Source organism: Bacillus sp. OV322, assembly GCF_900112495.1.
Lineage (GTDB): Bacteria > Bacillota > Bacilli > Bacillales > DSM-1321 > Peribacillus.
Genome location: NZ_FOMA01000001.1, coordinates 175,645 through 202,512 on the forward strand (window position 1 = coordinate 175,645; position 26,868 = coordinate 202,512).

General features: G+C 40.8%; 29 protein-coding genes and 1 pseudogene. 22 read left to right on the forward strand and 8 right to left on the reverse strand.

What is annotated here, in order from left to right:
• Window positions 1-221: 221 nt before the first annotated feature.
• Window positions 222-551 carry a DUF1878 family protein gene (locus tag BM126_RS00845; protein ID WP_090987314.1) on the forward strand — a complete coding sequence of 110 codons (330 nt, stop codon included), beginning with the start codon at window positions 222-224 and terminating at the stop codon, window positions 549-551.
• A 3-nt stretch (window positions 552-554) separates the two neighbouring features.
• On the opposite strand, the gene BM126_RS00850 is transcribed toward BM126_RS00845, so the two are convergent.
• Window positions 555-1,133 (reverse strand): HTH-type transcriptional regulator Hpr, encoded by a 579-nt coding sequence (locus BM126_RS00850; protein WP_071352513.1) that lies wholly within the window; start codon window positions 1,131-1,133, stop codon window positions 555-557.
• A gap of 221 nt (window positions 1,134-1,354) precedes the next feature.
• Entirely contained in the window at window positions 1,355-1,717 is a 363-nt protein-coding gene (locus BM126_RS00860; protein ID WP_090987319.1) for a YtxH domain-containing protein, read from the reverse strand.
• A 519-nt stretch (window positions 1,718-2,236) separates the two neighbouring features.
• Here BM126_RS00860 and BM126_RS00865 point away from each other — a divergent pair.
• Window positions 2,237-2,428 (forward strand): membrane protein YhzF, encoded by a 192-nt coding sequence (locus tag BM126_RS00865; protein WP_090987321.1) that lies wholly within the window; start codon window positions 2,237-2,239, stop codon window positions 2,426-2,428.
• Between the two features lie 111 nt (window positions 2,429-2,539).
• Here BM126_RS00865 and BM126_RS00870 read toward each other — a convergent pair whose 3' ends face one another.
• The 3 genes from BM126_RS00870 to BM126_RS00880 form a co-directional block, all read right to left on the reverse strand.
• On the reverse strand, window positions 2,540-3,058 hold the full coding sequence (locus BM126_RS00870) for a tryptophan transporter (RefSeq protein WP_090987323.1): 519 nt from the start codon (window positions 3,056-3,058) through the stop codon (window positions 2,540-2,542).
• Between the two features lie 142 nt (window positions 3,059-3,200).
• On the reverse strand, window positions 3,201-4,298 hold the full coding sequence (gene serC, locus BM126_RS00875; protein ID WP_090987325.1) for a 3-phosphoserine/phosphohydroxythreonine transaminase: 1,098 nt from the start codon (window positions 4,296-4,298) through the stop codon (window positions 3,201-3,203).
• 130 nt (window positions 4,299-4,428) lie between these two features.
• On the reverse strand, window positions 4,429-4,854 hold the full coding sequence (locus tag BM126_RS00880) for an HIT family protein (protein WP_090987327.1): 426 nt from the start codon (window positions 4,852-4,854) through the stop codon (window positions 4,429-4,431).
• A 553-nt stretch (window positions 4,855-5,407) separates the two neighbouring features.
• Between BM126_RS00880 and BM126_RS00885 the strand changes: the two genes are divergently transcribed.
• From BM126_RS00885 to BM126_RS00895, 3 genes are all read left to right on the forward strand, one after another.
• Window positions 5,408-6,151: an ABC transporter ATP-binding protein gene (locus BM126_RS00885; protein ID WP_090987330.1), complete on the forward strand. Its 744-nt coding sequence runs from the start codon at window positions 5,408-5,410 to the stop codon at window positions 6,149-6,151.
• The gene (locus tag BM126_RS00890; protein ID WP_090987332.1) at window positions 6,144-7,352 is read left to right on the forward strand and encodes an ABC transporter permease; all 1,209 of its coding nucleotides are present in this window, start codon (window positions 6,144-6,146) and stop codon (window positions 7,350-7,352) included. The genes BM126_RS00885 and BM126_RS00890 overlap by 8 nt, the downstream gene beginning before the upstream one ends.
• Window positions 7,353-7,655: 303 nt before the next feature.
• Window positions 7,656-8,369, forward strand: a complete 714-nt coding sequence (locus BM126_RS00895) for an EcsC family protein (protein WP_090987334.1) — start codon at window positions 7,656-7,658, stop codon at window positions 8,367-8,369.
• Window positions 8,370-8,398: 29 nt separating this feature from the next.
• Here BM126_RS00895 and BM126_RS00900 read toward each other — a convergent pair whose 3' ends face one another.
• Complete coding sequence (locus tag BM126_RS00900; protein WP_177201264.1) at window positions 8,399-9,577, reverse strand: M20 family metallopeptidase; 1,179 nt, start codon at window positions 9,575-9,577, stop codon at window positions 8,399-8,401.
• 145 nt (window positions 9,578-9,722) lie between these two features.
• Complete coding sequence (locus BM126_RS00905; protein WP_090987336.1) at window positions 9,723-11,117, reverse strand: hypothetical protein; 1,395 nt, start codon at window positions 11,115-11,117, stop codon at window positions 9,723-9,725.
• A gap of 400 nt (window positions 11,118-11,517) precedes the next feature.
• Between BM126_RS00905 and BM126_RS00910 the strand changes: the two genes are divergently transcribed.
• From BM126_RS00910 to cspC, 5 genes and pseudogenes are all read left to right on the forward strand, one after another.
• The gene (locus BM126_RS00910) at window positions 11,518-11,853 is read left to right on the forward strand and encodes a LiaI-LiaF-like domain-containing protein (RefSeq protein ID WP_090987338.1); all 336 of its coding nucleotides are present in this window, start codon (window positions 11,518-11,520) and stop codon (window positions 11,851-11,853) included.
• 14 nt (window positions 11,854-11,867) lie between these two features.
• Window positions 11,868-12,071 (forward strand): hypothetical protein, encoded by a 204-nt coding sequence (locus BM126_RS00915; protein ID WP_141770014.1) that lies wholly within the window; start codon window positions 11,868-11,870, stop codon window positions 12,069-12,071.
• A complete protein-coding gene (locus BM126_RS22670; protein WP_371261389.1) occupies window positions 12,068-12,202 on the forward strand; it encodes a hypothetical protein in 135 nt (44 codons plus the stop codon). Before BM126_RS00915 ends, BM126_RS22670 begins: the two co-directional genes overlap by 4 nt.
• A gap of 1 nt (window position 12,203) precedes the next feature.
• Window positions 12,204-12,840 (forward strand): annotated as a pseudogene (locus BM126_RS00920) (response regulator).
• A gap of 264 nt (window positions 12,841-13,104) precedes the next feature.
• The gene (gene cspC, locus BM126_RS00925; RefSeq protein WP_044394619.1) at window positions 13,105-13,305 is read left to right on the forward strand and encodes a cold shock protein CspC; all 201 of its coding nucleotides are present in this window, start codon (window positions 13,105-13,107) and stop codon (window positions 13,303-13,305) included.
• A gap of 247 nt (window positions 13,306-13,552) precedes the next feature.
• On the opposite strand, the gene BM126_RS00930 is transcribed toward cspC, so the two are convergent.
• Window positions 13,553-14,065, reverse strand: a complete 513-nt coding sequence (locus tag BM126_RS00930) for an antibiotic biosynthesis monooxygenase family protein (RefSeq protein ID WP_090987342.1) — start codon at window positions 14,063-14,065, stop codon at window positions 13,553-13,555.
• A gap of 312 nt (window positions 14,066-14,377) precedes the next feature.
• Here BM126_RS00930 and hemE point away from each other — a divergent pair, with 312 nt between their 5' ends.
• The 12 genes from hemE to BM126_RS00990 all read left to right on the forward strand — a co-directional run bounded on the left by hemE (window position 14,378) and on the right by BM126_RS00990 (window position 26,786).
• Window positions 14,378-15,418, forward strand: a complete 1,041-nt coding sequence (hemE, locus tag BM126_RS00935) for a uroporphyrinogen decarboxylase (RefSeq protein ID WP_090987344.1) — start codon at window positions 14,378-14,380, stop codon at window positions 15,416-15,418.
• Between the two features lie 87 nt (window positions 15,419-15,505).
• Window positions 15,506-16,444, forward strand: coding sequence for a ferrochelatase (gene hemH, locus BM126_RS00940; RefSeq protein WP_090987346.1), 939 nt, complete (start codon window positions 15,506-15,508; stop codon window positions 16,442-16,444).
• Between the two features lie 527 nt (window positions 16,445-16,971).
• A complete protein-coding gene (locus BM126_RS00945; RefSeq protein ID WP_090987348.1) occupies window positions 16,972-17,706 on the forward strand; it encodes an MBL fold metallo-hydrolase in 735 nt (244 codons plus the stop codon).
• A gap of 66 nt (window positions 17,707-17,772) precedes the next feature.
• Window positions 17,773-18,762, forward strand: coding sequence for a lipoate--protein ligase (locus tag BM126_RS00950; RefSeq protein ID WP_090987350.1), 990 nt, complete (start codon window positions 17,773-17,775; stop codon window positions 18,760-18,762).
• A 187-nt stretch (window positions 18,763-18,949) separates the two neighbouring features.
• The gene (locus tag BM126_RS00955; protein WP_090987352.1) at window positions 18,950-20,500 is read left to right on the forward strand and encodes a fatty acid--CoA ligase family protein; all 1,551 of its coding nucleotides are present in this window, start codon (window positions 18,950-18,952) and stop codon (window positions 20,498-20,500) included.
• 244 nt (window positions 20,501-20,744) lie between these two features.
• Window positions 20,745-21,545: an enoyl-CoA hydratase-related protein gene (locus BM126_RS00960; protein WP_256212936.1), complete on the forward strand. Its 801-nt coding sequence runs from the start codon at window positions 20,745-20,747 to the stop codon at window positions 21,543-21,545.
• Between the two features lie 201 nt (window positions 21,546-21,746).
• Window positions 21,747-22,271, forward strand: a complete 525-nt coding sequence (locus BM126_RS00965) for an HD domain-containing protein (RefSeq protein ID WP_090987354.1) — start codon at window positions 21,747-21,749, stop codon at window positions 22,269-22,271.
• Between the two features lie 76 nt (window positions 22,272-22,347).
• Window positions 22,348-22,980, forward strand: coding sequence for an NUDIX hydrolase (locus BM126_RS00970; protein WP_090987356.1), 633 nt, complete (start codon window positions 22,348-22,350; stop codon window positions 22,978-22,980).
• Between the two features lie 74 nt (window positions 22,981-23,054).
• Complete coding sequence (locus BM126_RS00975; RefSeq protein WP_090987358.1) at window positions 23,055-23,780, forward strand: AzlC family ABC transporter permease; 726 nt, start codon at window positions 23,055-23,057, stop codon at window positions 23,778-23,780.
• A complete protein-coding gene (locus BM126_RS00980) occupies window positions 23,773-24,078 on the forward strand; it encodes an AzlD domain-containing protein (RefSeq protein ID WP_090987360.1) in 306 nt (101 codons plus the stop codon). Before BM126_RS00975 ends, BM126_RS00980 begins: the two co-directional genes overlap by 8 nt.
• A 203-nt stretch (window positions 24,079-24,281) precedes the next feature.
• Entirely contained in the window at window positions 24,282-25,538 is a 1,257-nt protein-coding gene (locus tag BM126_RS00985) for a M48 family metallopeptidase (protein ID WP_090987362.1), read from the forward strand.
• A gap of 438 nt (window positions 25,539-25,976) precedes the next feature.
• Window positions 25,977-26,786 carry a YitT family protein gene (locus BM126_RS00990; protein WP_090987363.1) on the forward strand — a complete coding sequence of 270 codons (810 nt, stop codon included), beginning with the start codon at window positions 25,977-25,979 and terminating at the stop codon, window positions 26,784-26,786.
• Window positions 26,787-26,868 lie beyond the last annotated feature (82 nt).

Below are 26,868 nucleotides of genomic sequence, written 5' to 3' on the forward strand. Positions count from 1 at the left end.
AGGGCAGCCTATTGGAAAATGAGCTGCAGGTGGAGCATTTTTTTAGGATTTAAGAAAGGTAAATAGTGTAATAGTATTCAAACAAGATATAATAAGGTGAGAGGGTCTGAAGCCGGGGGTAAAAATGCCCGGATAAGCTGCTTTAGCAGCTCATATAAAATGAAACTGTAAGTATACATAGGAAAAATCAGTTAAGCGTATTTGTATCCGGAGGAAAACATATGGGAAATCTTGAAAAAGAAATAGAGACATTAAAATATCATAACCAGCTGCTGCTGAATATCATAAAAAATCCTAAAGCCAGTCTGGATTTCCTTTATGTAGAGAAAAATATTACTCTAGCTGAAGCAAAAAGAGTAAAACAAATTTGTGAAGAACTGAACAAGCGATATCAAATAGAAAAAGCGGAAGGATATATGAATTTTCAACCGCTTCTTGGCCAATTAAAAAGGGAGCTGAATCCGAAGCTATCACTTAAGGAATTTATGGAAGCATGTATGACTCAAGGAGAGTTCATATCATTGATGTCTGCATTATCCAAGAGTCAATGATCCTTAAACAGGTTCTTTTTCTGCTTCACTCTTCTTTTTTTGAATTTTACCTTCTTCTTCTGTAAACTGATTGTCAATATTGGCAAATGAGCGTTCAAAAATACCAATGAAATCCTCACCATAAATATTTTTGATTACGGCCATCATTTCAATCATATCAGGAAATTTCCCATACAAGTCACGGAGGGGGAGTGCCCCTGTAAAAGCTGCATTGTTGCCGGGATCATAGGTTTCCATCAATTCCAAAAGAATGGTTTCACCCTTTTCGGTGATCTTGATGTAGGTGTTTCGCTTATCATGTTCCTTTTTTGAAAACTCCAGCAAACCGCGTTCTTCTAATTTTTTTGAAAAATTAAAAGCTGTAGATACATGCATAACACCGAATTTTGCAACATCAGAAATGGATGCGCCGTTCAAATGATAAGCAATCCATAATATATGATGTTCATTGATATTTAAGTCAAAGGGTTTGATCCATTGCTGCCAATCTTTTTCGATTGATTTCCATAGTGCTTTGCTGAGCTGTGCAATCCTTTGACTGAAAATTAGCGCTTCTTTCATAGAATAATTTTTATCCTGCATGTCCTTACTCACCTACTTATAAGAATTCTCTATATTTATTATGACAATAAAGTAAAAATTAATAAAGATAAAATTTGCTAAATTTTTAGAAATTTTCAGTTTTTTTAGCTCTGTTTTACTGAAAATACCGGTTTTTACTTTGAAAAATGGAAATGCAGCTTCACGAAGTAAAAGAACCGGAGCAGGAAAAACAGGCATAGGCCTGCTGCTCCGGTTTTTTCTTATTTTGCAGGAGTGCCAGCGGTTTCCTCTAATTCCTGAATAGAAGATTCTATTTCCTGGATGCCTTTTGTCAGCTCTTCTTTATGAGGTTCAATTTCCTCTTTCCATCCTTGGATCAGCAGCTTAACATCTTCAATGAATGCTTTGATGGACTCTTTGCTTACTTTAGAAGCGTTTACGGTTTCATTTTTTATATCCATGATCCGTGCTTTAAGCTCTTGGATTGACAATGAAATCTCTTCCTTGCCTGCACTGATTTTTCCGCGGACTTCTTTTCCTGAAGCAGGAGTTGTCAGGATTACAGCAGTACCTGCGACAATAGTTCCTGTCACAAATCCGAACAATAATGATTTAGCCTTCATTGTATATCACCTCGTTTTTTCTTATCTAATTGATTTCGATGAAAAAAGACAAATCCCTTCTATAAATGAAAACATTAATTGGTAATTAAAAAAGTTTTTAATAAACTTGAGTGTTTTTCTTAATTTACCATAATTTTCTTATACAGGGAAGTGTAATTCTATATTAACTTTATATCACAAAAATAATTTCTTAAACGTTAATTACAATAATTAAAGTATATAAAAATAACTTGGATAGACAAACTACCTCCTATCTAAGACTTTGCTGCTGCCTGAACAAGGGGGGATTTCCGCTGCAGGATGCTTCGCTTTCCGCGGGGCGTGCGCTGAGTCTCCTCGGCTTCGCCTGCGGGGTCTCATCTGACACGCTGATCCCGCAGGAGTCTCCGCATCTTTCACTCCAATCAACCGGCTTAAATAAAAACCAAAACCATCTTTAAGAAAAAAGAGCCTTTCATAATAAAGGAGTGTGCTGAATATAGTAATACAAGCTAAAATGCGGAGACAGGGGGAGTGAGCATGGGGAGAGCTATGAGCATTTTTTTTATATTATGTACGCTAAGTCTTGCTGGTATGCTTTATTTTCTGGCAGCTGCCAGGAAACCAGGCATGTATCCGCCCAAAAATATGCTGAAAAAAAGAGCTGAAATGCTTGGCGTGCTTGGCTGCATATTCCTGCTGCTTGGCCTGATAGGATATATGTTCCACTAAAAAAAGGGAAACGGCTTGAGATCTCATAAGTGAGAATTGAATGCCGGATAATCAGCATGCATAAAAAAAACCGCCGGATTCCTCTTCGGCGGGGTTTTTTTATGCATTTATTTAAACATTGGCAGGGAGGCTGCTTTTCTTTATAAGTCCGCTGACAATCGGATAAATAATGACCATAGCGACTGTATTAAGAAGTACTGCAGGAAGTACAACAGCAGCGAATAAGCTTACAAAAGCACCTGGCAGTCCAACGATTAAATATGCTGATCCTAAAAATACAGTTCCGGAAACTAATGTACCAATGGCTGTCAAAATTCCTGCGTTTACTGCTGTAAAAGAAAACTTCCTTGCTGCAATAAACATGAAATAAAAGACAAAACAAGTGACAAATTTATCAATAACGTTCGGGATAAAGCCCCCGGGGAATGTAGAAGTCAATCCAGATATAATTCCGCCCGCCAAAGCCACTAAAAAGACATTTTTCTTTTCAGGAAAAAGGATGATGGCCAAAAAGGACATTGTAAGCATCATGTCAGGCTTCATTCCCAGGAAAAAACCGGGGATGATGACATGAAGTGCAGCACCAATTCCGACAAAAAGGGCAAGGGAAACCAAAGTTCTAATATTCATTTCTCATCTCTCCTATTCTCATCTCAGCTAATTTTCTGATTCTTCAGCAGTGCACTGATTGCCTGCTGCAAGAACTTTAAAACAGTATATCATGTGATTGCTTTTTTTTGAAGTTATATCTTTTGAAAATGTAGTAGAGCTCTTATCGGGTGCAGCATTTTTTATAGGTGTTCTTAAAAGCCTTCATAAAATCGAATAATTGCTCGCAGTGCGAATAAGGAACCGCATTGTAGATGGAAGCCCGGCAGCCTCCAATGGAGCGATGGCCGTTTAATCCTGTAAATCCTGCTTCGGCTGCTTGCTTTAGAAATTGTTTTTCTGCATCTTCTTCGGGGAGAGTGAAGGTTATATTCATATTTGACCTGCTGCCGCTCCTGGCATGACCTTTATAAAATCCATCACTTTCATCAATGGCCTTGTAGATGAGATTGGCCTTTTTAGTATTTATTGCTTCTATTTTCTTTAATCCGCCTTTGTCTTTAACCCATTCAAGCACAAGTGAAAGAAGGTAAATGGCGAATGTAGGAGGAGTATTATACAGTGAATTATTTTTTGCATGAATATAATAGGAAAGCATTGAAGGAATATGGCTTGATTCATGAATTAAATCTTTTCTGATAATGACAGCGGTCACTCCCGAAGGTCCAAGGTTTTTTTGTGCACCTGCATATATCAGTCCAAATTTATCTACCTCAATTTCTTTACTCAGTATATCGCTGGACATATCCGCAGCCAGCGGCACATGCTTTGTATCAGGATACTCACGCCATTGTGTTCCGTAAATCGTATTATTGCTTGTAATATGGAGGTAAGATGCATCATTGCTGACCAATATTTCATCAGGCTTGGGGATATGTGTATAATTATCTTTCTTCCCTGAACCGGCAATCCGGGTTTTTCCTACTTTTTGGGCCTCCTTCAGCGCCTTTTCGGACCATGACCCGGTAATTACATAATCAGCAAATTTATCAGGGGCATTGAGGTTCATCGGAACCATTGAAAATTGAAGGCTTGCTCCGCCCTGCAAAAATAAAACTTCATAATTGGAAGGAATCTGAAGGATTTCTTTTAATGAATGTATGGCAGAGTTGTGGATGTCTTCAAAAATGGAACTGCGATGGCTAAGCTCCATGACAGACATGCCTGAATTGCGGATGTTTAACCATTCTGACTGTGCTTTAGTAAGCACTTCTTCGGGCAAAGCAGCAGGACCGGCATTAAAATTCAGCGCTCGTTTCATCATATTTCCTCCTATACTGTAATGTGCTAAAGAACTATTGTATAATCCTAACAGAAAAATAGGCGGAATAGTATAAAAATTTAGATAAAAAACGCAAAGCCTTAAAAAAGACTTTGCGGAAGAAAATTTATTATAGTGATATATGCTGTGCTATGGACGAAGCGATGTCATTAAGATCTTCACTTGTGTATTCGCTGGTATGTGTTTTCCAGACAGCTCCAAAACCATCCCCTTCACCGTAGCGGGGAATTAAATGCATATGATAGTGAAAAACAGATTGGCCGGCAGCTTCACCGTTATTATTAAGCACATTTAAACCAATTGGCTTCAGTTCCTGATTAATGGCTTTTGCGATTTGAGGAACTGATTCGAATAGGCGGCTTGCAATCTCTGGTGTCAATTCATAAATGTTTTCTTTATGTATTTTTGGAATAACAAGGGTATGGCCCTTGGTTACCTGGCTAATATCTAGAAAAGCCAGCACATGTTCATTTTCAAATACCTTTGTGCTTGGAATATCCCCTTGTACAATCCTGCAAAAAATGCAATCGCTCACTGCCGATCGCCTCCTTAATTAATATGTACCCTAATCGTACCACATGTTGTAAAAAGGCGAAATGACAAACAGGATGCAGCCTAAGCTGCACCCTGCCGTTTGAAAAGGGGCTTTTGCTTCTTTTCGTTTCAGGTAGAATTCTCTTTGATAAACACCTCATTTACTGAAATCAGGTATTATATGTTAAAGAGTATGCATTCAAAGCAACCATCTCCTATATCTCCAAAGTTTCATCAACTTTTAAAGCATAATGGACGGAGTGTAATGAACGTTTTTTCAGCCTTTACGTGCAAGACAACCATCTCCTTGCTCGAAAACGTTTTTTTGAAGCTAAATTGGAATAAACAGTTAGAACAGTAAAATGTCTTTAACTGACACCCCATTTACAATTTGATGTAAATCACCTTGTAATGACTGCCCCTCTTCACTATATATCATGGCCCTCTTAGAAGAAAATTATAATTGGTAAATAACGGAATAAAAAAAGTCTAAACATTGTAATGGAACAGATTTTTGATAAAATGAAGACATCATACAGAGAGAGGATGGTTCAATGTCCTTATTAGAGATACATGAACTTGTTGGCGGCTATACCCGGACTCCAGTCCTGAAGGGAGTCAGCTTTGATGTCCAGCCAAACCAGCTGGTAGGTCTGATTGGATTAAATGGAGCAGGTAAAAGTACCTCGATCAAACATATTATAGGCTTAATGGAGCCTAAGAGCGGCAGTATCTCCATTAATGGGAAAACATTTCAAGAAGATCCTGATGGCTATCGCAAGCAGTTCACTTATGTGCCGGAAACGCCTATTTTATATGATGAACTTACTCTTGAAGAGCATTTGAAACTGACGGCGATGGCCTATGGATTGGAAGAGAAGGAATATCAAGAAAGGCTGGGCCGCCTGCTTAAGGAATTCAGAATGGAAAAAAGACTTTCCTGGTTTCCTGCCCACTTTTCCAAGGGAATGAAACAAAAAGTCATGATCATGTGTGCCTTTCTGGTTCAGCCGTCCCTTTATATTGTTGACGAACCTTTTGTAGGACTGGATCCGCTCGGTATACAATCATTGCTGGACCTCATGGATAAAATGAAAAAAGAAGGAGCAGGCATTCTTATGTCGACGCATATCCTTGCAACTGCAGAAAGGTATTGTGATTCTTTTATTATTTTACATAATGGCGAAATCCGCGCCAAAGGAGACCTTGAGGACCTTCGTTCGCAATTTTCGATGCCTGGAGCTACGCTTGATGATATTTATATTGCTTTGACGAAAGAAGAAACCAATCATGAATAACCCGGATTTGTGGCAGGGCAGGTTCACTGCTTTCATAATTGAAATGCAAAAGTATTTAAAATATATTTTCAACGGCCATCTTCTGTTTGTTTTGCTGATTGCGGCAGGAGGTCTTGGCTATTATTACAGCGAGTGGGTTAAAGATCTGGGGAGCGATTTTCCCGCTGCACTGATCATGTGCCTGATTATCGGTTTTGCTGCTGCAACGAGCCCCATTTTTACATTTTTGAAAGAAGCAGATATGATTTTTCTGCTTCCGCTTGAAACCAAACTAAAAAGTTATTTTTCCCGTTCCATTACCCTGAGTCTTTTTATGCAGTCCTTTATTCTGTTGGTTCTCTTTGCGGTTTTGATGCCAATGTATTCAAAAGTCAGCGGTGCATCACTCAAAGATTTTGCCATTATCTTTGTTTTTTTGATTGTCTTGAAATATGTCAATTTAATGATTACATGGCATGTCTTAAAATTTCAGGAAAAAAGTACAATACTTACAGATGCAGCCATCAGATATATATTAAATGCAGCTGTACTTTATCTGGTTTTCAGCGGTGCTGGCATCCTGTTTCCATTGATTGCTTTCATTTTGCTGATTGCATTGATGCTCTATTATCGAAGTGCAACTATTAGAAAACCGTTAAAATGGGAAAAGCTTATTGAACTTGAAGATAAGAGAATGATGTCTTTCTACAGGATTGCCAATTTGTTTACAGATGTCCCTAAGCTCCGGGGCAAAACCGCCCGAAGAAAATGGCTGGACTGGCTTCTGAAATTTATTCCTTATAATCAGAATTCAGCTTATTCCTACCTGTACGCCCGCACTTTTTTGCGTGCGAATGATTACATTGGGCTTCTGCTCAGGTTAACGGTGATTGGCTCTGTAGTGCTGCTTGCATTTATAAGCGTTTGGGCAAATATACTGGTAATAGTCATTTTCCTCTATATGACTGGGATCCAGCTGCTTCCAGCCTGGAAACAGCATGAAATGAAAATTTGGGTGTCTCTGTACCCGCTGCCTGCAAAGATGCGTGAAACGGCCGTGATTAAAATGGCTATGTATTTTCTCATCTTCGAAAATTTAATTTTCTTTCTTGTGAAGATCTTGTCAGGTGCCGTGGTTTCTTCTTTAGTTTCCTTTGCGGCAGGGTTCGTATTTATTAGCATATTCAGGGCGTATGCGGTGAAGAAAATCAGGAAATTTTAAATTTGTTTATAGGGATCTGGCATATAAAAGAATGTCAGATCCTTTTATATTCTAAAGAATCACTCCAGGTACCTGAGCTCGGAGGGTTGCAGGTTTCCTGCACGGTCTGCAGAATCAGGGAAGCAAGTGACTTTTGTTAAGGCTCCTTTCTTAAAGAATGTTGTTTATTTAATTTGTTATGTGAGGCTTCCCATTGTCAAGTCAGGTTGATTGGAGCGAGCATCCTGGAGCGGAAATCAACCACCTTGTTTCATAGCAACAAAGTTTACGAAAACATTCATTTTAAAAAAGGGGAGAGCACGGATGGGCAGTTACGAAAACAAAGCTTTAGAAGAGGCTGAAGCATGGAGGAATAAAATTATCCGAAAATCTGGGATGATGAACCGGATGTCCAAGCAAGCTCAAATTAAATTAAATGGTTTCATACCGGAAAAAGCACACGGAGCCATTACGGAAACATTTAAGAATTTGATCGAAGGCGTGCTCAAAGGAACCCATTATCTTGCGAAAAATAAGAAAGAAGAAGCTGAAATGGCTTTTTCTGAAAGAGAAGAGAAAGTAAAAAAAGCTATCCAGCTGGCTCAGAAAACCGGAATGCTGGAAGGAGCGGGCACTGGTGCAGGAGGGATTTTCCTTGGCCTGGCTGACTTTCCGCTGCTGATTGTCATTAAAATGAAACTTTTATTTGAAATTGCTGCCCTATACGGATTTAATGCCAATCGATATGAGGAAAGAGCATTCATTTTATATGTTTTTCATCTAGCCTTCTCCAGCGGCGAAGTGAAAAAGGAGATCCTTGATATCATTTTGGACTGGAAAGAAAAAAATCCGCCGAAAGAGCCTGACTGGCGGGTCCTCCAGCAGGAATACAGGGACTATATTGATATCATTAAAACGTTTCAGCTGGTGCCTGGAATAGGTGCAGCAGTCGGTGCCTATGCAAACCGGGTCCTGATTGCCGAACTGGGGGAGACAGCCATGAACTGTTTTAGGTTAAGGATGCTCTCAAAAGAATAGGGAAGGGGCATAAGCCCTTCCCTTAATTTCTATTCCCCGGAATGAATGCTGACAGCGGCAGTGCCTAACGTTTTTGCTGCTATCAGCATGGCTTTTTCATCAATGTCAAACTTGGGATGATGATGTCCGTATGTTATATCAGCATCAGGCTTTGCCCCGGTAAAAAAGAATGTCCCTTTTACTTTTTGAAGGTAATATGCAAAATCTTCTCCGCCCATATCCGGATCGATTTCTTCCGTATGCTCCACCTCTGAAACCTGCTTGGCGCATTGAAGCAAAAACCTTGTTTCCTCATCATGGGGAACTACTGCAGGGTAGCCCCTTTCATACTTGTACTCATATTCTGCATCTGCTGCCATACATGTTCCTTTAATGATTCTCTCCATTTCCGTCTCAATAAAACTTCGTACGTCTTCTTTGAACGTTCTGACCGTCCCGATCAATTTTGCTTTATCTGCAATCACATTGAAGGCATTTTCTGCAACAAACGATCCTACTGTAAGTACTGCTGAATCAATCGGGCTGACCCGTCGGCTGACAATCTGCTGAAGAGCGATGACCAGCTGGGAGGCAATGATAATGCTGTCCTTTGTCTTATGGGGCTGTGCACCGTGTCCGCCTTCTCCCTGTATCACAATTTCAAACCGGTCAGCGGCTGCCATAATGGGTCCGTTGCAATACTGAATGGTGCCAGTTGGTGCCGTAGCCCATAGGTGTGTCCCGAAAATAACATCCACACCATCGAGGCACCCATCTTCAATCATAGGTTTAGCCCCGCCTGGAGAGTACTCTTCGGCATGCTGATGAATGAAAACGTAATTTCCTTCGAGATCATCCTTCAATTCATGTATGATTCTCGCGAGAACCAGCAATGATGCTGTATGTCCATCATGTCCGCAGGCATGCATGACACCAGGAACTGTTGACTTATATGCCACTTCTTTTTCATCCTGAATCGGAAGGGCATCAAAATCTGCCCGTAATGCAACGGTTTTTCCAGGTTTGGCTCCTTGAAATTTTGCAACAACCCCATTTCCTCCGACTTTAGTGCGGACGTCCACACCCAGTTTATGATAATATTCGGCAATAAAGGCTGCTGTTTTGGTTTCCTTAAAACTCAGTTCGGGGTGCTGATGGAGATATCTTCTGATTTCAACCATTTCCTGAAAGGACTGCTCAAGCCGCTTATGTAAGATATTTATCGTCATTTGATCCTCCGAATTTAAATATTTAGAATATTTAATATTATACCATATACTAAGATAATAGCTTACATTCTGCCTGTACTTCCTAATAGAATCAAATACCATTAAAAATGCCAAAACAGGATGTGTTTTGGCACTGTACAGACTATTACATTAAAAACATAGCTGCAATGGTTGTAACTGCCAATCCGATAACCACTGGCACCAGATTCCGTCTGGCCAGTTCAAAGGGATCAACATTGCAGATTGCAGCTGCCGGGATGAGTGCCCATGGAATGAGTGTTCCGCCTCCTACCCAAATGGCGGAAATTTGACCAAGCGCAGTAAGTGTTGCTGCACCGCCTCCAATTGCTGCGGAAAAAAGATGGGCAACCGAGCCTGCCAGTGAAATGCCAGAAAAACCGGAACCATCCAAACCAGTGATGGCGCCTATTGAGGTTAGGGTAACAGCGGCAGCTTCCTTTGACAATGGTACGGCAGATGCAAGAGCAGCTCCAAGATCGTTCACGATTCCCTGAGAAGAATGGGGCAGTGTGCTGCCAAGGATTTTTGTAAATCCTGCATCTCCCAGATAAAAGAAAGCAGCAATCGGAATGACCGGCCCAAATACTTTAAAGCCAAACTGAAAACCTTCTATCAGGTAGCTCGTTGTCTTTTCTAAACCATGATTTCTGTGTGCTGCGAGTGAGAGGATTAATAGTATAAAGACTGAGGTGCCGCCGATAAGTGCTGTGGCATCCCCCCCTTGAAGGTGAAGCACTGACATGGCAGCCACATCGAGTATGAAGGCCAAGGGGATGAAAACTGCAAATGCCTTTTTTACTCCGGGAGAAAGCAGGTCTTCATAAGTTGTGTTTGGCTGTTTAATCTGTACAAATGATTCTGCTTGTGCAAATTTACCCCGTTTCATATCTCTCTTCAAAAAGAAAAAAGCTGTGAACGTAGTGACGGCACCCATTATAATAACGAGCGGAATACTGGCATGTATGACCTCGCCAATCGGGAGTCCTGCTGCATCTGCTGTGAGCTTTGGGGCTGCCTGAATAATAAAGTCTCCTGAAAGTGCTATCCCATGGCCAAAAAGATTCATCGCCATGGCAGCCCCAAGAGCAGGCAGGCCAGATTTAATTGCGACGGGCAGCAAAACGGCACCGAGAAGTGCTACGGCAGGAGACGGCCAGAAGAACCATGAAATGACCATCATTAATATTCCGATTGTCCAGTAAGCAAGAGCAGGTGATTTTATGAACCGGACAAAGGGCGAGATCATAACATCATTTATTCCGGTTATTGTGAGAACTCTGCTCATGGCCACAATAATTGAAATAATCAATATGGTTGACATTAATTCTGTAATTGCATAGACAAAGCTGTTGAAAACCCCGCTTACTGATCCAAAAAGGCTGCCTGTTGCAATTAGTGCAATAGTGAAAATCCCAAGAATGCACACGATTGTTGTATCTCTTCTTTTTATCATAAAACCGATAATCAGCACGATAAATATTACATAAGACCAATGGAGAGCCGTCAGTTCCACTCCCATAATCTTTCCTCCTTCCGAATGGCAGAAATGTATTTGCTTTTCTACACATTATGATGGGCATTGTCTTTGGTGAAAGGTAGGGAGAGATATATTTCATCATAAAAGTAACCCTTCATTTCTTTATCTGTTAATTTTGCCTATTGGTTCAGCTTCAAGAGCTCATTATGTGCCTGAGAACCGTCACTGGTCACAACCTCAATCAGCAAAGAACATTAACAAAGTACTTTTTTTAGAGTGAAACATTCAGCCTTAAGGCGGAGAAGCAATAAAGCAAAGCTTAAGCAAGTATTAACTAATGAAAAGCCGTGATACATTCAAACGGCGGGAGTGTTATCGGCAAAAAAGGAAAATTTGGGGATTATGACGAATTAAGGGGAAGAGAAAGGGTCTGAAACCATTTATGAAAAAAAACTCGCTTACACATATTTTGACTGCACTGGTACTGTTCGCAGCGGGAACGGTTCTGCTGCTAAAAAATATCGGGGTCATTTCTTGGGAAATAAAGCAGATTATTGTCGCAAATTATCCCTATCTTTTGCTGATCATTGGAATACTTATTTTTCTGAAAAGCTTGAAGGTGCCATTTGGGTCGGCCATCTTCGCTGGATTTTTTTTGCTGCTTTTATCATGCTTGCTTGTCGGGGACCGGCTGGGCTTCTGCTCTTTTCATTTATATGATGCAGGGGAACTATGGCCAGCAATCATTATTTTTGCTGCTTTACGTATGCTTTTCTGAATAAAAAAATTTCCGTGGAGATTAAAAATGACCGCTCTAAAAAGAGTGGTAACGGACTCGAAAAGGTAAAGCGAATTCCTAAAACAAGAGGGTTTTCGATAGGAAGCTTTGAATATAGCCATTCTAACTGGGCTCTTGAGCCTGTGAAAATGTACAAAATGATAGGTGATTACCATATATTAGTGATAACGGAAAGGGATTTGATCCGCAAGATGTGAAAATGATCTCTTATGGAATTAAGTCGATGGAAGAACGGTGTAAGGAAATTGGCGGGGTCTTTCAAATTCGGTCAAAGGACCGGGAAGGAACTTACATAGATATTAAAGTGCCGCAGTCGAGGAGGGAATGATATGACAAAAATAAGAATTGCAGTAATCGATGATCATGAATTAGTGAGAAAGGGAATAATATCTTTCCTGGAAACCGAACCGGATATTGAAATAGTTGGAGAAGGAAGCAGCGGAAGAGATGCTATTAACCTCGCTGCGAAGCATAAACCGGATGTCATTTTGATGGATCTGTTAATGGAAAATGGAACCGTGATTGAAGCAACAAAGGAAATAATGGAAACGGGGTCAGCTTGCAGAATCGTGATTCTTACAAGTTATTTTGATGAAAAAGAGGTTTTCCCTGCTTTAGAAGCAGGAGCATTCAGTTATTTGCTGAAGACTTCGCCGGCTTTTGATGTGGCAAGTGCGATAAGAAAAGCGGCGAAAGGAGAAGCCGTAATAGAGCCCAGGGTGACTGATGTAATGGTAAAGCGCCTTCGTAATAGAAGCGAAACTCCATGATGCGCTGACTGAAAGAGAAAGGGATGTTTTGCTTTGTATTGGAGAAGGAATGACCAATCAGGAAATTTCAGAGGAGTTATTCATCGGGATCAAAACGCATGTCAGCAGCATACTTGGAAAACTGCAAGTCGGGGACTGGACACAAGCAGCTGTTTATGCAAACAAAAATGGCCTCGTCAAGCAGCAGGAACGGTAATAAACATAATAGGCCAAACGGCCATATATGTTCGGGGTGAATTTTTTTAAGATTAAGTAAGTATAGAACTTAGAACAATTTTTAATAAAAATTCCCCGAATTGATTTTTTCATTTGCTTTCACGTTCAGTAACTGATACAATAAAGTAGAATTATTTTTGTTCGGTGTAAAGGATAGTATAAGTATTTGACTTTTCGTCTTGATGATCACTTTGGGCAAGGATAGTAAAACATTGTGTGTTTATCGCACTAGGAGGCAACAATTATGGAACAAGGTACAGTTAAGTGGTTTAATGCAGAAAAAGGTTTTGGCTTTATCGAACGTGAAGGTGGAGACGACGTATTCGTACATTTCTCTGCTATCCAAAGTGAAGGTTTCAAATCATTAGACGAAGGTCAAAAAGTTACTTTTGACGTTGAGCAAGGTGCTCGTGGAGCTCAAGCTGCAAACGTTCAAAAAGCATAATAATTTGTAGCCAAAAAACAGGTCCTTTTAAGGGGCCTGTTTTTTTTGATTATGTAAGGAATTGCTGCATGTAAAAAAACCCGCTCTGTGTAAGAGCGGGTAACTGGTACAAGTAAAGTAACGATGATTTAGTTAAAAGGTTTAACTAAGTATAGCACAGTGACTATACATATCCTAACTTATGCATAAAATACTTCACTAGAACCTCTAAGCATAAGAACAGTACAGGGTTAAACCCTGAAAACAATTATTCCGTATCTGATGTAATCGTATATTGCGTGACATAAGAAGGGCCGGTGAAAATAGTTTGTGATGCATCTGTCTTTTGACCAGGCTGTTCTTTTTGATGAGCCTCAGAGAATGAGTTCGAGTTCTTCCAATTATTGAAAGACATGGCGTCGTCCCATACCGTCAGGATGACATATGTATCTGATTGGATAGGGCGCAAAATCCGGATGGCCTGAAATCCGCGTTCATTTTCAATCTTCCCTGCCCGATTTTTAAACTTATACTCAAATACAGGCCGCCCTTCGCCAGACACAGGAATATTATTCATGACCGCATATCCTTTGCCTCCTATAGTGCCCTTTGATTCAATGACCTCAAACTTCCTTGGTGAGCTGAAGACGCTCTTTCCATTTGTTTCATGATACAAAAGAGTGTTTTCCGCATTTTGCATGAGGATGATTTCTTCCTCTTGATATTTGTCTTTTTTGCTTTTTAGAAAGTCGTATGTACCCGTTGTCATATAAACATTCAAATCTTCCACCCCATTTTACAGTATAGGTATAAATGTATTGTTACCACAAATCCCAGAAAAGTAAACTATTGGCCGAAAATCGTCATTTTTTTGACAATTGAGAGTAAAATCTATACTTCAAAAATCAAAAAGGATATATTTATGTGGGTACATAAGCATTTACAATAATAGATGGCAATTCAGAGTAAATTGCGGAATAGCTCCTAAGAAACGTTATTTTGGAATGGATAACATTTGAAAATAGCCCTTTGTCTGCTATTCTAGGGAAAGAAGTATATATAAGGTTGTTTTTAGGCTGAAAGGTGGATATGAATGCTAAAAGAATTTAACGATACACTTTTAAGAGCAGCAAGAGGAGAAAAAACGGACCATGTGCCAGTCTGGTATATGCGCCAGGCTGGAAGGTCTCAGCCGGAATACCGGAAAATCAAGGAAAAATATTCGCTGTTTGAAATTACGCACCAGCCTGAGCTTAGTGCCTATGTAACAAGGCTCCCTGTCGAACAATATGGGGTGGATGCGGCCATTTTATATAAGGATATCATGACTCCGCTTCCTGCAATAGGCGTGGATGTGGATATTAAATCAGGAATAGGGCCGGTTATCTCTAACCCGATCCGCTCGCTCAGCGATGTAGAAAGACTCGGGGAGCTGTCTCCTGAAGATGATATCCCTTATATTCTGGATACAATCAAATTGCTTACCACAGAGCAATTATCGGTTCCTTTAATAGGATTTTCCGGTGCTCCTTTTACAATTGCTTCTTATATGGTCGAAGGCGGCCCCTCCAGAAATTACAATAAAACCAAGGCATTGATGTATACGGAACCAAAAGCCTGGTTCGCATTAATGGACAAGCTGGCTGATACGATTATCGTTTATGTGAAAGCACAGATTAAAGCGGGCGCCAAAGCGATTCAAATTTTTGATTCATGGGTAGGGGCATTGAATGTGGAAGATTACCGGATGTTTATCAAGCCGGTGATGAACAGGATCTTTTCTTCATTAAAAGAAGAGAATGTGCCGCTCATTATGTTTGGAGTAGGTGCAAGCCATCTGGCCCTGGAGTGGAATGATCTCCCGCTTGATGTTGTAGGGCTTGACTGGAGGATGCCAATTTCAGAGGCCAGAAGCATGGGGATACATAAAGCGGTTCAGGGGAACCTTGATCCATCGATTCTTCTATCTTCATGGGATGTAATTGAGGAAAGAACAAAAAAAATTCTCGATCAGGGGATGGAGCAGCCAGGATATATCTTTAATCTCGGACACGGTGTATTCCCTGAGGTAAATCCGGAAATCTTAAAAAAACTGACCAGCCTCATCCATGAATATTCAGCAAAACATTCCTGAGATTAACATGTGAAGGGGACGGTAAAGCCCTCGCGTTTGGGGCCCCTTTAGGGAAAAGGCAAAAATTATAGATAAGGTGTGAGACATATGACACGAAAGAAAATGGGGCTGCTGGTAATGGCTTATGGCACTCCCTACAAAGAAGAAGATATTGAGAGATATTATACTCATATCCGCCGTGGCAGAAGACCTTCTGAAGAGCTTATCGAAGATCTTAGGAGCAGATATAAAGCCATCGGCGGCCTGTCACCTCTTGCGAAAATAACAGAAGCACAAGCTCTTGCTCTGCAGGAGCATTTAAATAGTATCCAAGATGAAATTGAGTTCATTTCATATTTGGGTTTAAAGCACATTGAGCCATTTATAGAAGATGCGGTGCAAAAAATGCATGAAGACGGGATTAATGAATGCATCAGTATTGTGCTTGCCCCTCATTTCTCTACATTTAGTGTTAAATCCTACAATGGACGGGCAATGGAGGAAAGCAGCAAAATTGGCGGTCCAAGCATTATATCTGTAGAAAGCTGGTATGATGAGCCCAAGTTCATTCAGTATTGGTCAAATCAGCTGAAAAATACTCTGGAAAAGATGTCCCCTGAAGAGCGGGATCATTATATGCTCATCGTTTCTGCGCATAGCCTTCCAGAAAAAATTGTCCAGCTTGGCGATCCGTATCCTGATCAGCTTAAAGAGTCGGCTGAACTGATTACAAAAGCTGCTGGAATAAACAACTATAGCATCGGATGGCAAAGTGCCGGACAGACACCTGAGCCTTGGCTTGGACCGGATGTGCAGGATCTGACAAGAGATCTTTTCCATGAAAATGGATACAAGGCATTCATCTACATGCCGGTGGGTTTTGTCGCTGAGCATCTGGAGGTCCTTTATGATAATGACTATGAATGCAAAATTGTAACTGAAGAAGTAGGTGCAGCCTATTACAGACCGGAAATGCCTAATGACAATCCTGCATTTATCGATGCCTTGGGGTCAGTAATTATGAAAAAACTAAAAAGCGCCAAGTAAAATCAATACATGATAAACCCTGCAAATGAACCATCCTCCCAAGGATGGTTTTTTGTTTTTGTGAGAGCATATGTCTGCAATGTTTTTCACATGTTCAGTTTTGTATAGCTCTGACAAATCATTTTCTGTTAACTGCTTTTTGTGTTTACATGGTAAAATAATGCTATCATTTAGAAAAAAAAGGAAAAGGCGGGAAGGCAGTGGGGAGAAAAGCAAGAAAGGCAGCCTTTAAGAAGCGGGGTAAGGGGAATTTCTTAGACTGGATTTTTACATCAGTACTAAATCTCTGCTTTTTTGTTTTAGTGGCAGGTTTAATTTTTTATCTGCTAAAATAATCGAATGCAATTTTAAAAGCTTTGTGCTTGAAGTACAACTGAAAAAAATCTCCCGCTATGTCCCATGAAAGAATGAAGAGGAGATTTCTGGGCAGAATCTCTACTGTTTAATTCTCTAAAAAAGTGAAAAGTTGAAAAGGATGCTATAATGTAGCAGAAATCATGATTCGTGCATATAGGGGAGGTAAGTTCTTGAAAATTACTGTTATTGGCTATTGGGGAGGCTATCCTGCTAAAAATGAAGCTTCTTCAGGGTACTTGCTAGAATATGGGGACTTCCGGATTTTGCTTGACTGCGGAAGCGGTGTGCTCGCACAGCTGCAAAACCACTTGAAACCCGAGGAACTGGATGCAGTCGTACTGACCCATTATCATCCAGATCATGTTGCAGATATAGGTGTCCTGCAGCATGCTGTTTTTATTCAGCAGATTTTGGGAAGCGAAAAAAAGACGCTGCCCATTTATGGCCATGATTTAGATTCATCAGAATTTAAGAAACTCACGTTTAAAGACGTCACGAAAGGGGTTTCCTATTCAGCTGGAGTACCATTGACAATTGGGCCATTGACTTTTACCTTCATGGAAACAAAGCATCCTGTTCCCTGTTTTGCAATGAGAATTGAAGCTGGCGGACAAGCAATTGTTTATACAGGCGACAGTTCATACATGGAGGAGCTTGGCGAATTTGCCAAGGGTGCCAACGTTTTGCTATGCGAAAGCAATTTTTATGGAGATATGGATGGCACACAGGCAGGGCATATGACGGCACGCGAAGCTGGCACTGTGGCAGAAAAGGCAAACGTGCAGCTGCTGCTGCTTACCCACTTGCCCCATTTCGGGGAACTGAGCCAGCTTAAGAAAGAGGCTGCCCAGAAATATGGCGGGGAAATCGCCATCGCAAGGAGCGGGCTGGAATATCAGCTGTAGCCCTGATTTACAAAATTGACCGAGCGGACACTAATGTCCCGCTTTTGATTGTGCAGGAGGATAAGGATGCTTTTTATTGATAATAAGGGAATTACAGATCCGCAAATTAATTTGGCAATTGAAGAATATGCTCTTAAAAACCTCGATATTAATGAAACTTATTTGCTTTTTTATATTAATGAGCCATCCATAATTATCGGGAAAAACCAGAATACCATTGAAGAAATCAATACTGACTATGTAGAGAAGCACGGGATTAAGGTAGTCCGCCGGTTATCAGGGGGCGGAGCAGTTTATCATGATCTCGAAAACCTGAATTTTAGCTTCATTACAAAGGATGATGGAGAAAGCTTTCATAATTTCCTGAAATTCACTGAGCCTGTAATAAAGGCACTGGGAAAACTCGGCATACATGCAGAATTGAGCGGCAGAAACGATATCCTGGCTGAAGGGAAAAAAATTTCCGGAAATGCACAGTTTTCTATCAAGGGAAGAATGTTCAGCCATGGAACTCTTCTGTATAACTCGGATATGAACCATGTTGTTTCGGCTTTAAAGGTGAAAAAGGATAAAATTGAATCCAAGGGAATTAAGTCGATTAGAAGCCGTGTAACCAACATTGCCGATTTAATGGAAAACCCCATTACAATAGAAGAGTTCCGGTCTCTGCTTTTACGATACATTTTTGAAGACGCCGAGGAAATCCCTGAATATGTGCTTACTGAAGAAGATTGGAAAAATATCCATGAGCTCTCAAAAAGCAGGTATCAAAACTGGGAATGGAATTACGGTAAATCCCCGAAGTTCAATTTGCAGCATTCACATCGCTTTCCGGCAGGCTCTATTGATGTCCGGCTTGAAGTCAACAAAGGGATCATTGAGGATTGCAAAATTTATGGCGATTTCTTTGGCGTCGGGGATGTACAGGATTTGGAAGAAAGGCTGAAGGGCATCCGCTATGAAAAGGCGGCAATTGAAAGTGCGTTGGATGATATACAAGTCAGCCATTATTTCGGCAATATTTCAAAAGAAGATCTGATTAATTTGATTTATTAAAAATACTTTTGCCCTTGCTGTATTAGCAGGGGCGAAGTATATCTGGAATTCTTGTGGGAAATATTGCTTGAAGTAAGAGATTTATAGTTGATAGGATTATTTTCTTTTAATATAATATATTTGAATTATTTTTTTATTTAAAAAATGAATGGTTATTCATTCATTGCTATGGGGGAGGGAAAAGGGAATGAATTTATCAGAAAGACTTCATCAAACAGCACTCGATAAAGGAAGCAAAACAGCCTATTATTTTATGGATCAGGCAACATCCTATGAAGAACTGGATACATCCGTAACCAAATTTGCAGATGGATTGAACAAACTGGGAATTGGAAAGGGTGACCATGTAGCGCTGCTTCTTGGAAACTCGCCGCATTTTATCATTGGCATGTACGGTTCTTTGAGGGCTGGAGCAGCAGTTATTCCAATTAATCCTATTTATACGCCGGATGAAATCGGATACATTATCAGCAATGGAGATGTGAAGGCGGTTATTTCTTTGGATGCTCTAGTTCCGCTGCTTGAAAAGATGAGTCCTCAATTGCCTTCGGTGGAGCATATGATTATCTGTGATACCCAGCAGTCAACAGAACAGAACGATCTATCAAGCTTAACTATTTACCCTAAATTGAAAACGTTTTCAAAAATGATTTCAGCAGGAAATGATGAATATCGCCGAGAAGCTGCAGATCCGGATGAAACAGCCGTCATTTTATATACATCCGGTACAACAGGAAAGCCAAAAGGCGCCATGCTTACTCACCGCAATCTTTATTCAAATGCCAAAGATACGGGGGATTATCTCAAAATATCAGAAAATGACAGGGTAATCACCACATTGCCAATGTTTCATGTGTTTTGCTTAACGGTGGTATTGAACGCTCCGCTCATGAACGGAGGCACCTTGCTCATTGTCCCTAAATTTAGTCCAAGGGAGATCTTCAGGATTGCAAAAAAATATGAAGCAACCCTTTTTGCCGGTGTGCCAACTATGTACAATTTCCTATTGCAATATCCGGAAGGAAGCGCAAATGACCTGAATTCCTTTAGGCTTTGCATTGCTGGAGGATCCTCCATGCCTGTCGCACTTTTAAAATCCTTCGAGCAGAAGTTTAATGTTACTGTTTCAGAGGGCTACGGATTATCAGAAGCTTCCCCTGTAACATGCTTCAATCCGCTGGACCGGCCGAGGAAACCAGGATCAATCGGAACCAGCATCCTTAATGTAGAAAATAAAATCGTGGATGAGCTGGGAGAGGAAGTTCCGGTCGGCCAGGTTGGCGAATTGATTGTGAGAGGCCCGAATGTCATGAAGGGATATTATAAAGCTCCTGAAGAAACAGCTGCAGCGCTGAAGGATGGGTGGCTGTATACAGGGGATTTAGCAAGGATGGATGAAGAGGGCTACTTCTTTATTGTGGACCGGAAGAAAGAAATGATTATTGTGGGGGGGTATAATGTTTATCCGCGTGAGGTGGAGGAAGTATTATATGAACATCCTGAAGTCGTGGAGGCAGCAGCTATAGGGGTACCTGACCCGGAACAGGGAGAAGCTGTCAAATGCTTTGTAGTCGTTAAAAATAAAGCGCTTACCGAAAAAGAGCTAAGGGACTACTGCAAGGAACATCTCGCAAAGTATAAAGTTCCCGGCGCTATCGAGTTTTTAGAAGAACTGCCTAAAAACACGACAGGAAAAATTCTAAGAAGATCATTGAAAAGTGAAGTATTGCAGAGATAATTAAAAGCCGGGAAAAAGGAGATTCTCCTTGATCCGGCTTTTTTGCTGTGAAAAACAGTAGCATATTTGACCTGATAAGGAGGAAGGCAAAAAAAGTATCCATTGGCTCCGCTAAACATCAGCATGTGGAAGGAGCTCTTCGCTGATGGGATCCGTGTTGCGGTGTCTTAGCCGGCAGAACGCAATTAAGGCAAAATTCCTGCTTAACTTCAAGAATAAGCGGGAATAGGGGAGTAAGGAACTATTGAAACAAAAGGAAGTGAATTTGATGCCCTCTATTTTATATGAAGTACAGGCAGGGATAGCAATTGTCACTCTCAATCGGGAGTCTGCCTTAAATACGATTGATACTGCAACAGCAGAGAGATTGCAAGCAGTTATAGCTGATATATCCAATAATGATCAAGTGAAGCTGGCTATTTTTACCGGTACGGGAAATAGGGCATTTTGTGCAGGAGAAGATCTGAATGACCCATCTATCCATTCGGCTGAAGGGCTGATTCGATTCACTGGAAGGCTCAATGATATTTTTAATGAAATCGAAATGCTTCCTCAGCCCACAATTGCGGCAATTAACGGATTTGCCTTCGGAGCAGGCTTTGAGCTTGCCCTTGCCTGCGACCTTCGGATATCAGCTGATCAGACACTCATGGGGCTTCCGCAGGCTAAGCTTGGCCTGATTCCTGGAGCTGGCGGGACTCAGCGGCTGCCGAGACTGATCGGAGAAGCAAAAGCATTGGAATTAATTTTAACCGCAAAACGTTTCACTTCTTTGGAAGCTTACCATTTCGGTATATTATCCAAGGTAGTATCAAATCATGAACTGCATAAAGAGGTCATGTATACAGCGGAACTGATATTAGAAAATGCACCCATCGCAATAAATCAGGCGAAATATGCAGTGAAAAAAGGAATGGGGACAGATCTGCAAGCTGGTTTGGAACTGGAGAAAGAAGGATTCTTGAAGACTGCCTCATCTCAAGATTTAGAAGAAGGGATCCAATCATTCTTTGAAAAGAAAAAACCCGTTTTTAGAGGGAAGTGAAAAGAGGCTGTTCCTGATACGGTATGACTGATTCCTGCTTTAAGGCCGTTTGGGGAGCAGCCTTATCATGTCAATAGAGCTTAACACTTGCGGGCTGGTCTAGAATAAAGCTCTTCCTGCCTCTCTATCTTGACGAGGTACTTGCTCTTTTTGGAATGATACCTGTAAAATAAGAAAAACTCCAAAAGGAGAGAATCAAAAATGAGAGATGTAACACTGCTAGAGATTTTTCAGCATCATATAGCTCAAAAATATTTAAACCGGTCCGGCCTGGCGCATGCCATAGCTGTTTCTTATCACGCCTTTCATTTAGCCAAGGAGCAGAATGTCGATGTTGATCTGGCTGCAAAAGCAGGGCTGCTGCATGATATAGGCCATTTTACTTGGTACAGAAACGGAAAATGGGATTATGATTTATACAAAAAAAATGATATACATCCAATTAAAGGAGCAGAACGGGCACATAAATTGCTGATCAGGCTTGGAGAAAACCCGATTGCTGCCAAAACGATTTCACTTGCCATTTTGTTTCACACCGACTCCTTTCTGCCGTCAAATGATATTGTCCGGACTCCTTTGCAGCAAATCGTTAAATGGGCTGATGAAAAGGATGAAGAAGAAGGAGGCAAGCATCATTACAGGAAAATTGATTTTGAACGGGCAAAAAAAAGCCTATCACGCCTTGATGATATGATTGATGAAGAAAGAAAAAAGCTGTCATCCTGATTTTCATCAGGCTGACAGCTTTTTTTAATGGTATAGTTAAAAGACGAAATGTTCTTGTAATTGGGAGGGTGAAACAATGGAATCAGAACAGCTGAAAATTTTTGATGAAAGAGGCCGGCACATCGGTAAAGCTTCAAGAAGCGATGTTCATAAAAACGGTTATTGGCACGAAACCTTCCATTGCTGGTTTATCAGCAAAAAAGGAGATAAAGAATACATATATTTTCAACAAAGGAGTTCTGGAAAAAAGGATTTTCCCGATCTTCTTGATATCACGGCTGCCGGCCATTTGACATCTGAGGAAAGCGTTCAGGACGGAGTCAGGGAGATCAGGGAAGAGCTCGGGATACCTGTTTCATTCTCAGATCTTGTTTCAATAGGCATAATTAAGGATCAGCTCCAAAAGCAGGGTTTTAATGATAACGAATTAAGCCATGTTTACCTATATGATATTACTGGCCTTGATATCTCCTTTCATTTTCAAAAAGAAGAAGTGTCAGGAATGTTCAGAGTGGCTTCAGCAGATTTTTATAAAATGTTCTTAGAGAATGAACAAGAAATACCTGTTAATGGATATTACATTAATCAGCAGGGTGAAGAAATTAAAGTCGATGGACATGCTATAAAAAGCAGCTTTGTTCCGCATGGCAAGGAGTACTATCATACGGTTTCTGGTGCACTCAAAAAATATTTTTCTTCCCTGAACTGAAATAAATATACTGTCAGGCAGCCGAAATGATATGCCAATGTATAAAATAATTAATCATAAAAGGGGAGAGGAAGATGGGAGAAGCATTATTGCAGGGAGGGCCTTCTTCTTTCCGCCAGGGTATGAAGGCAGGGGCAGGCATTGCAATAGGATACGCCCCAATAGCCCTGACATATGGACTGCTGGCTAAAACCACAGGGCTTTCCATGGAAGAAACAATTTTAATGAGCTTAATCGTGTTTGCCGGTGCTTCTCAGTATATTGCGTTAAACCTGCTGGCAATTGGCACAGGTGCAATAGAAATTATACTGACTACCTTCATAGTGAATATTCGGCATTTTTTGCTGGCAGCATCCATAAATGAGAAAAGCAGCAGCGAAGATGGCATTGTAAAAAGGGCAATTTATGCTTTTGGCTTAACAGATGAAACCTTCTCTGTTGCAGCCATGATGCATGGCAAGGTTACAGCAGGGTTTATGTTCGGACTGAATATGACTGCGTATGTTAGCTGGGTGCTGTTTTCCGGACTTGGGCATGTATTTGGCGCAAACCTGCCTGATATGCTGCAGGAAAGTATGTCAGTGGCTTTATATGCAATGTTTATAGGTCTGCTTACACCTTCAATGAAGGGATCCAAAAAGACTGTATTCCTGGCTGTGACTGCTGCTGCCTTTAACAGTGTATTTACACTCTCCGGCTTAAGCGCAGGCTGGTCGATTGTCCTTGCAACACTTCTTTCATCCGTTATCATCCAGCTGCTAGTTACGTTGAGAAACAAAGGGGAAGAAGCCGATGCATAGTAAAATGATTTACATGATCATTGCAATGGGGGCTGTTACATATATCCCAAGGTTTTTGCCTTTTGTCTTGTTTAAAGGAAAAGAGCTTCCTCCCTTTCTTCAGGGAGTATTGAAAAATATTCCTTTTGCCACTCTTGGCGCCTTGATTTTTCCGGGCATATTATTGATCAGCCATGACCTTAAATATGGCCTCACAGGTGCAGCAGCTGCCTTTATCCTTGCATGGTATGGAACCAATGTCATCGTGGTCATCGTTGGGGCCATTGCTGCTTTAAGTATTTATTCGATGATATTTTAGGCAATGGCAAGCTTGCGCTGCAATCAGCAAAGCTGGAAGCGTGAATAATAGAATTGAAAAGGCTAATACTTAAGGCTATATTTAACATCCCTAAGAAAAGCGCTGTCTGTAAACTTGTGAAGAGCATTCAGAATTTTTGTTCTAATATTCCCTGCCGCACCTAAACTATGTAGAGAGGGTTTGTCTTATAAGGAGGAAAAGCAATGGCAAGAAAATGGGCAGCTGCCGCTGTAGGTGTGTATCTTATTTCTGCAGCTTTTATGTACTGGTACCTTTTTTATGGAACATCTGGCGCTATTCCTTCCGGCTTGAAGGGGACCGCTGCAGATCCTGCGACGTTTTTGAATGGAAGGGAATTGCTTTTAAGTGAGCATTATTCAAAAATCAGGAATTTTATTTTCTTCCTTTCAACGCCTTATGAATGGCTGTTTTATTTCCTGGTTTTAATCTCTGGCTTGTCCCGGGTGTTCGAGAAATGGGCAACTTCTTCTTCAAAATGGAAAGCTTTACAGACAGCGGTCTATCTATTCTGGCTTTCGCTTCTTTCGTTTGCTGTTTCTTTTCCGTTTGATTATGTAAGCTATGCCTATAGTAAAAGTTATCATATCAGTACTCAATCCTTTTCCTCATGGATGAAGGATAACATCATTGATTTTTGGGTCAGTTTCGGCACTATGTTCATCCTTGCAGGTGTTATTTACTGGCTGATGAAGAAAAGCGCAAAAAAATGGTGGCTGTATGCATGGCTGTTATCCATTCCCTTTTCACTATTCATGATGTTTGTTCAGCCTGTGATCATTGATCCGCTTTATAATGATTTTTATCCGCTGAAGGATAAAAACCTGGAAACAAAAATTCTTGCGATGGCCCAAAAGGCTCATATTCCTGCAGATCATGTGTATGAAGTGAATATGGCTAAAAAGACAAACGCCCTTAATGCATATGTCACAGGAATTGGCTCTAATTCCCGGATTGTGCTTTGGGACACCACACTTAAAAAACTTAATGACAAGGAAATAATGTTCATAATGGCACATGAAATGGGCCATTATGTAGAAAAGCATATTTACTACGGAATTGCTGGCTATCTTGTTCTTACATTTGCAGGTCTTTGGCTAATAGCAAAGCTCATGGATTTCATGGTGAGAAAGCGAGGGAAGCTGCTTCAGCTATCGGATGTCAGCAGTCTGCGTTCTCTGCCGCTATTTTTGCTGCTTGCAGGTGTGCTTCTGTTCGCCTCGAGCCCGCTTACAAACTATGCTTCCCGTTATCAGGAAACCCGTGCAGATCAATATGCAATGAAAATGACACATGATAAAAATTCCGCCGTAAAAACCTTTCAGGAGCTTACCCGTGCAGGACTGAGCGAGGTGAATCCGCCCGTATTGGTTAAGTGGTTCCGTTATACGCATCCAGCCATGCTAGACCGCATCACTACTGCATCGCAATATAAAAAATAGGCTCTTTTCTTAAAGATTGTTGTTTTTTAATGTATTCTGTGGGGCGATCCCATTGTTAAGTCAGGTTGATTGGAGCGTAAGGTGCGAGACTCCTGCGGGATAAGCGGGAAGGGGAGACCCCGCAGGCACAGCCGAGGAGACTCTCCGCCCGCCCCGCGGAAAGCGAGCATCCTGGAGTGGAAATCAACCACCTTGTTCCATAGCAACAAAGTTTACGAAAACAGCCAAAAAATAAGCAGCAAACAGCCATCCCGATCTGTAATCAGGATGGCTATTTTGTATGCATAATCCTCATAATACGTATGAAGGCGTCTCGTTCAAATCAGGAGCAGGCAGCAGATTAACACATTATATTCAGAAAATACTTTTATATTTTATATTTATGGTTTCTTTACTATAATAAAGTAAATTCTTAATTCGTATGCAAGGGGATCAGTTATGTATAAGATATTCAACATCATTTTGGGTTCGGTCATCGTTGGAGTTGCCTATAATTTATTTCTTATCCCGCATCAGATTTTAAGCAGCGGATTAAGCGGAATCGCCATTATGCTGGGGATTATTACTCCCTTTAATACTGGGATCCTAAATTTCCTGCTGAATCTGCCGCTCCTGATTTTAGGATGGTTTAAATTAGGGAAACAGTTTATTCTCTTTACCATTCTTTCTGTAGTCGTTTTGTCTGTCAGCTTGTATTTGATTCCGGTGCATGCCATTTCACATGAACCTATTTTGTCTTCTTTATTTGGGGGGGTTATTACAGGTATTGGAATTGGCTTGATTTTCCGGGCTTCAGGGTCCTCAGGCGGATTTGATATTGTGGCGATGCTTTTGACGAAAAAAAGAGATTTTCCATTGGGCGCTCTCATTTCTGCCATGAACGGCATTGTTGTCATCGCCTCCGGGTTTGTATTTAATTGGGACGCTGCTTTGAATACAATGGTTGCAATCTTTGCAACAGGAAAGGTCATTGATACGATACACACAAATCATATCAAGCTTACTTTAATGATTGTTACCAAAAAGGGCGAAGAAATGAAAGGCAAGCTGCTTTCCAATCTTTATCGGGGCATTACGGTGATTGATGGAGAGGGAGCATATACCGGAGAAGGACAGAAGATTCTCATGGTTGTTATTACAAGATATCAATTAACCGATGTGAAGACGATGATTAATGATGTTGATGGGAATGCATTCGTTAATATTACAGAAACCGCAGAAGTGATGGGATCATTTCATCGGTCATAACTACAATAAAGGCCTCTTCCATAGTTGGAGAGGACTTTATTGTATGCATGCTCCGGAATAGCTGAAATCACATGATGCTGAT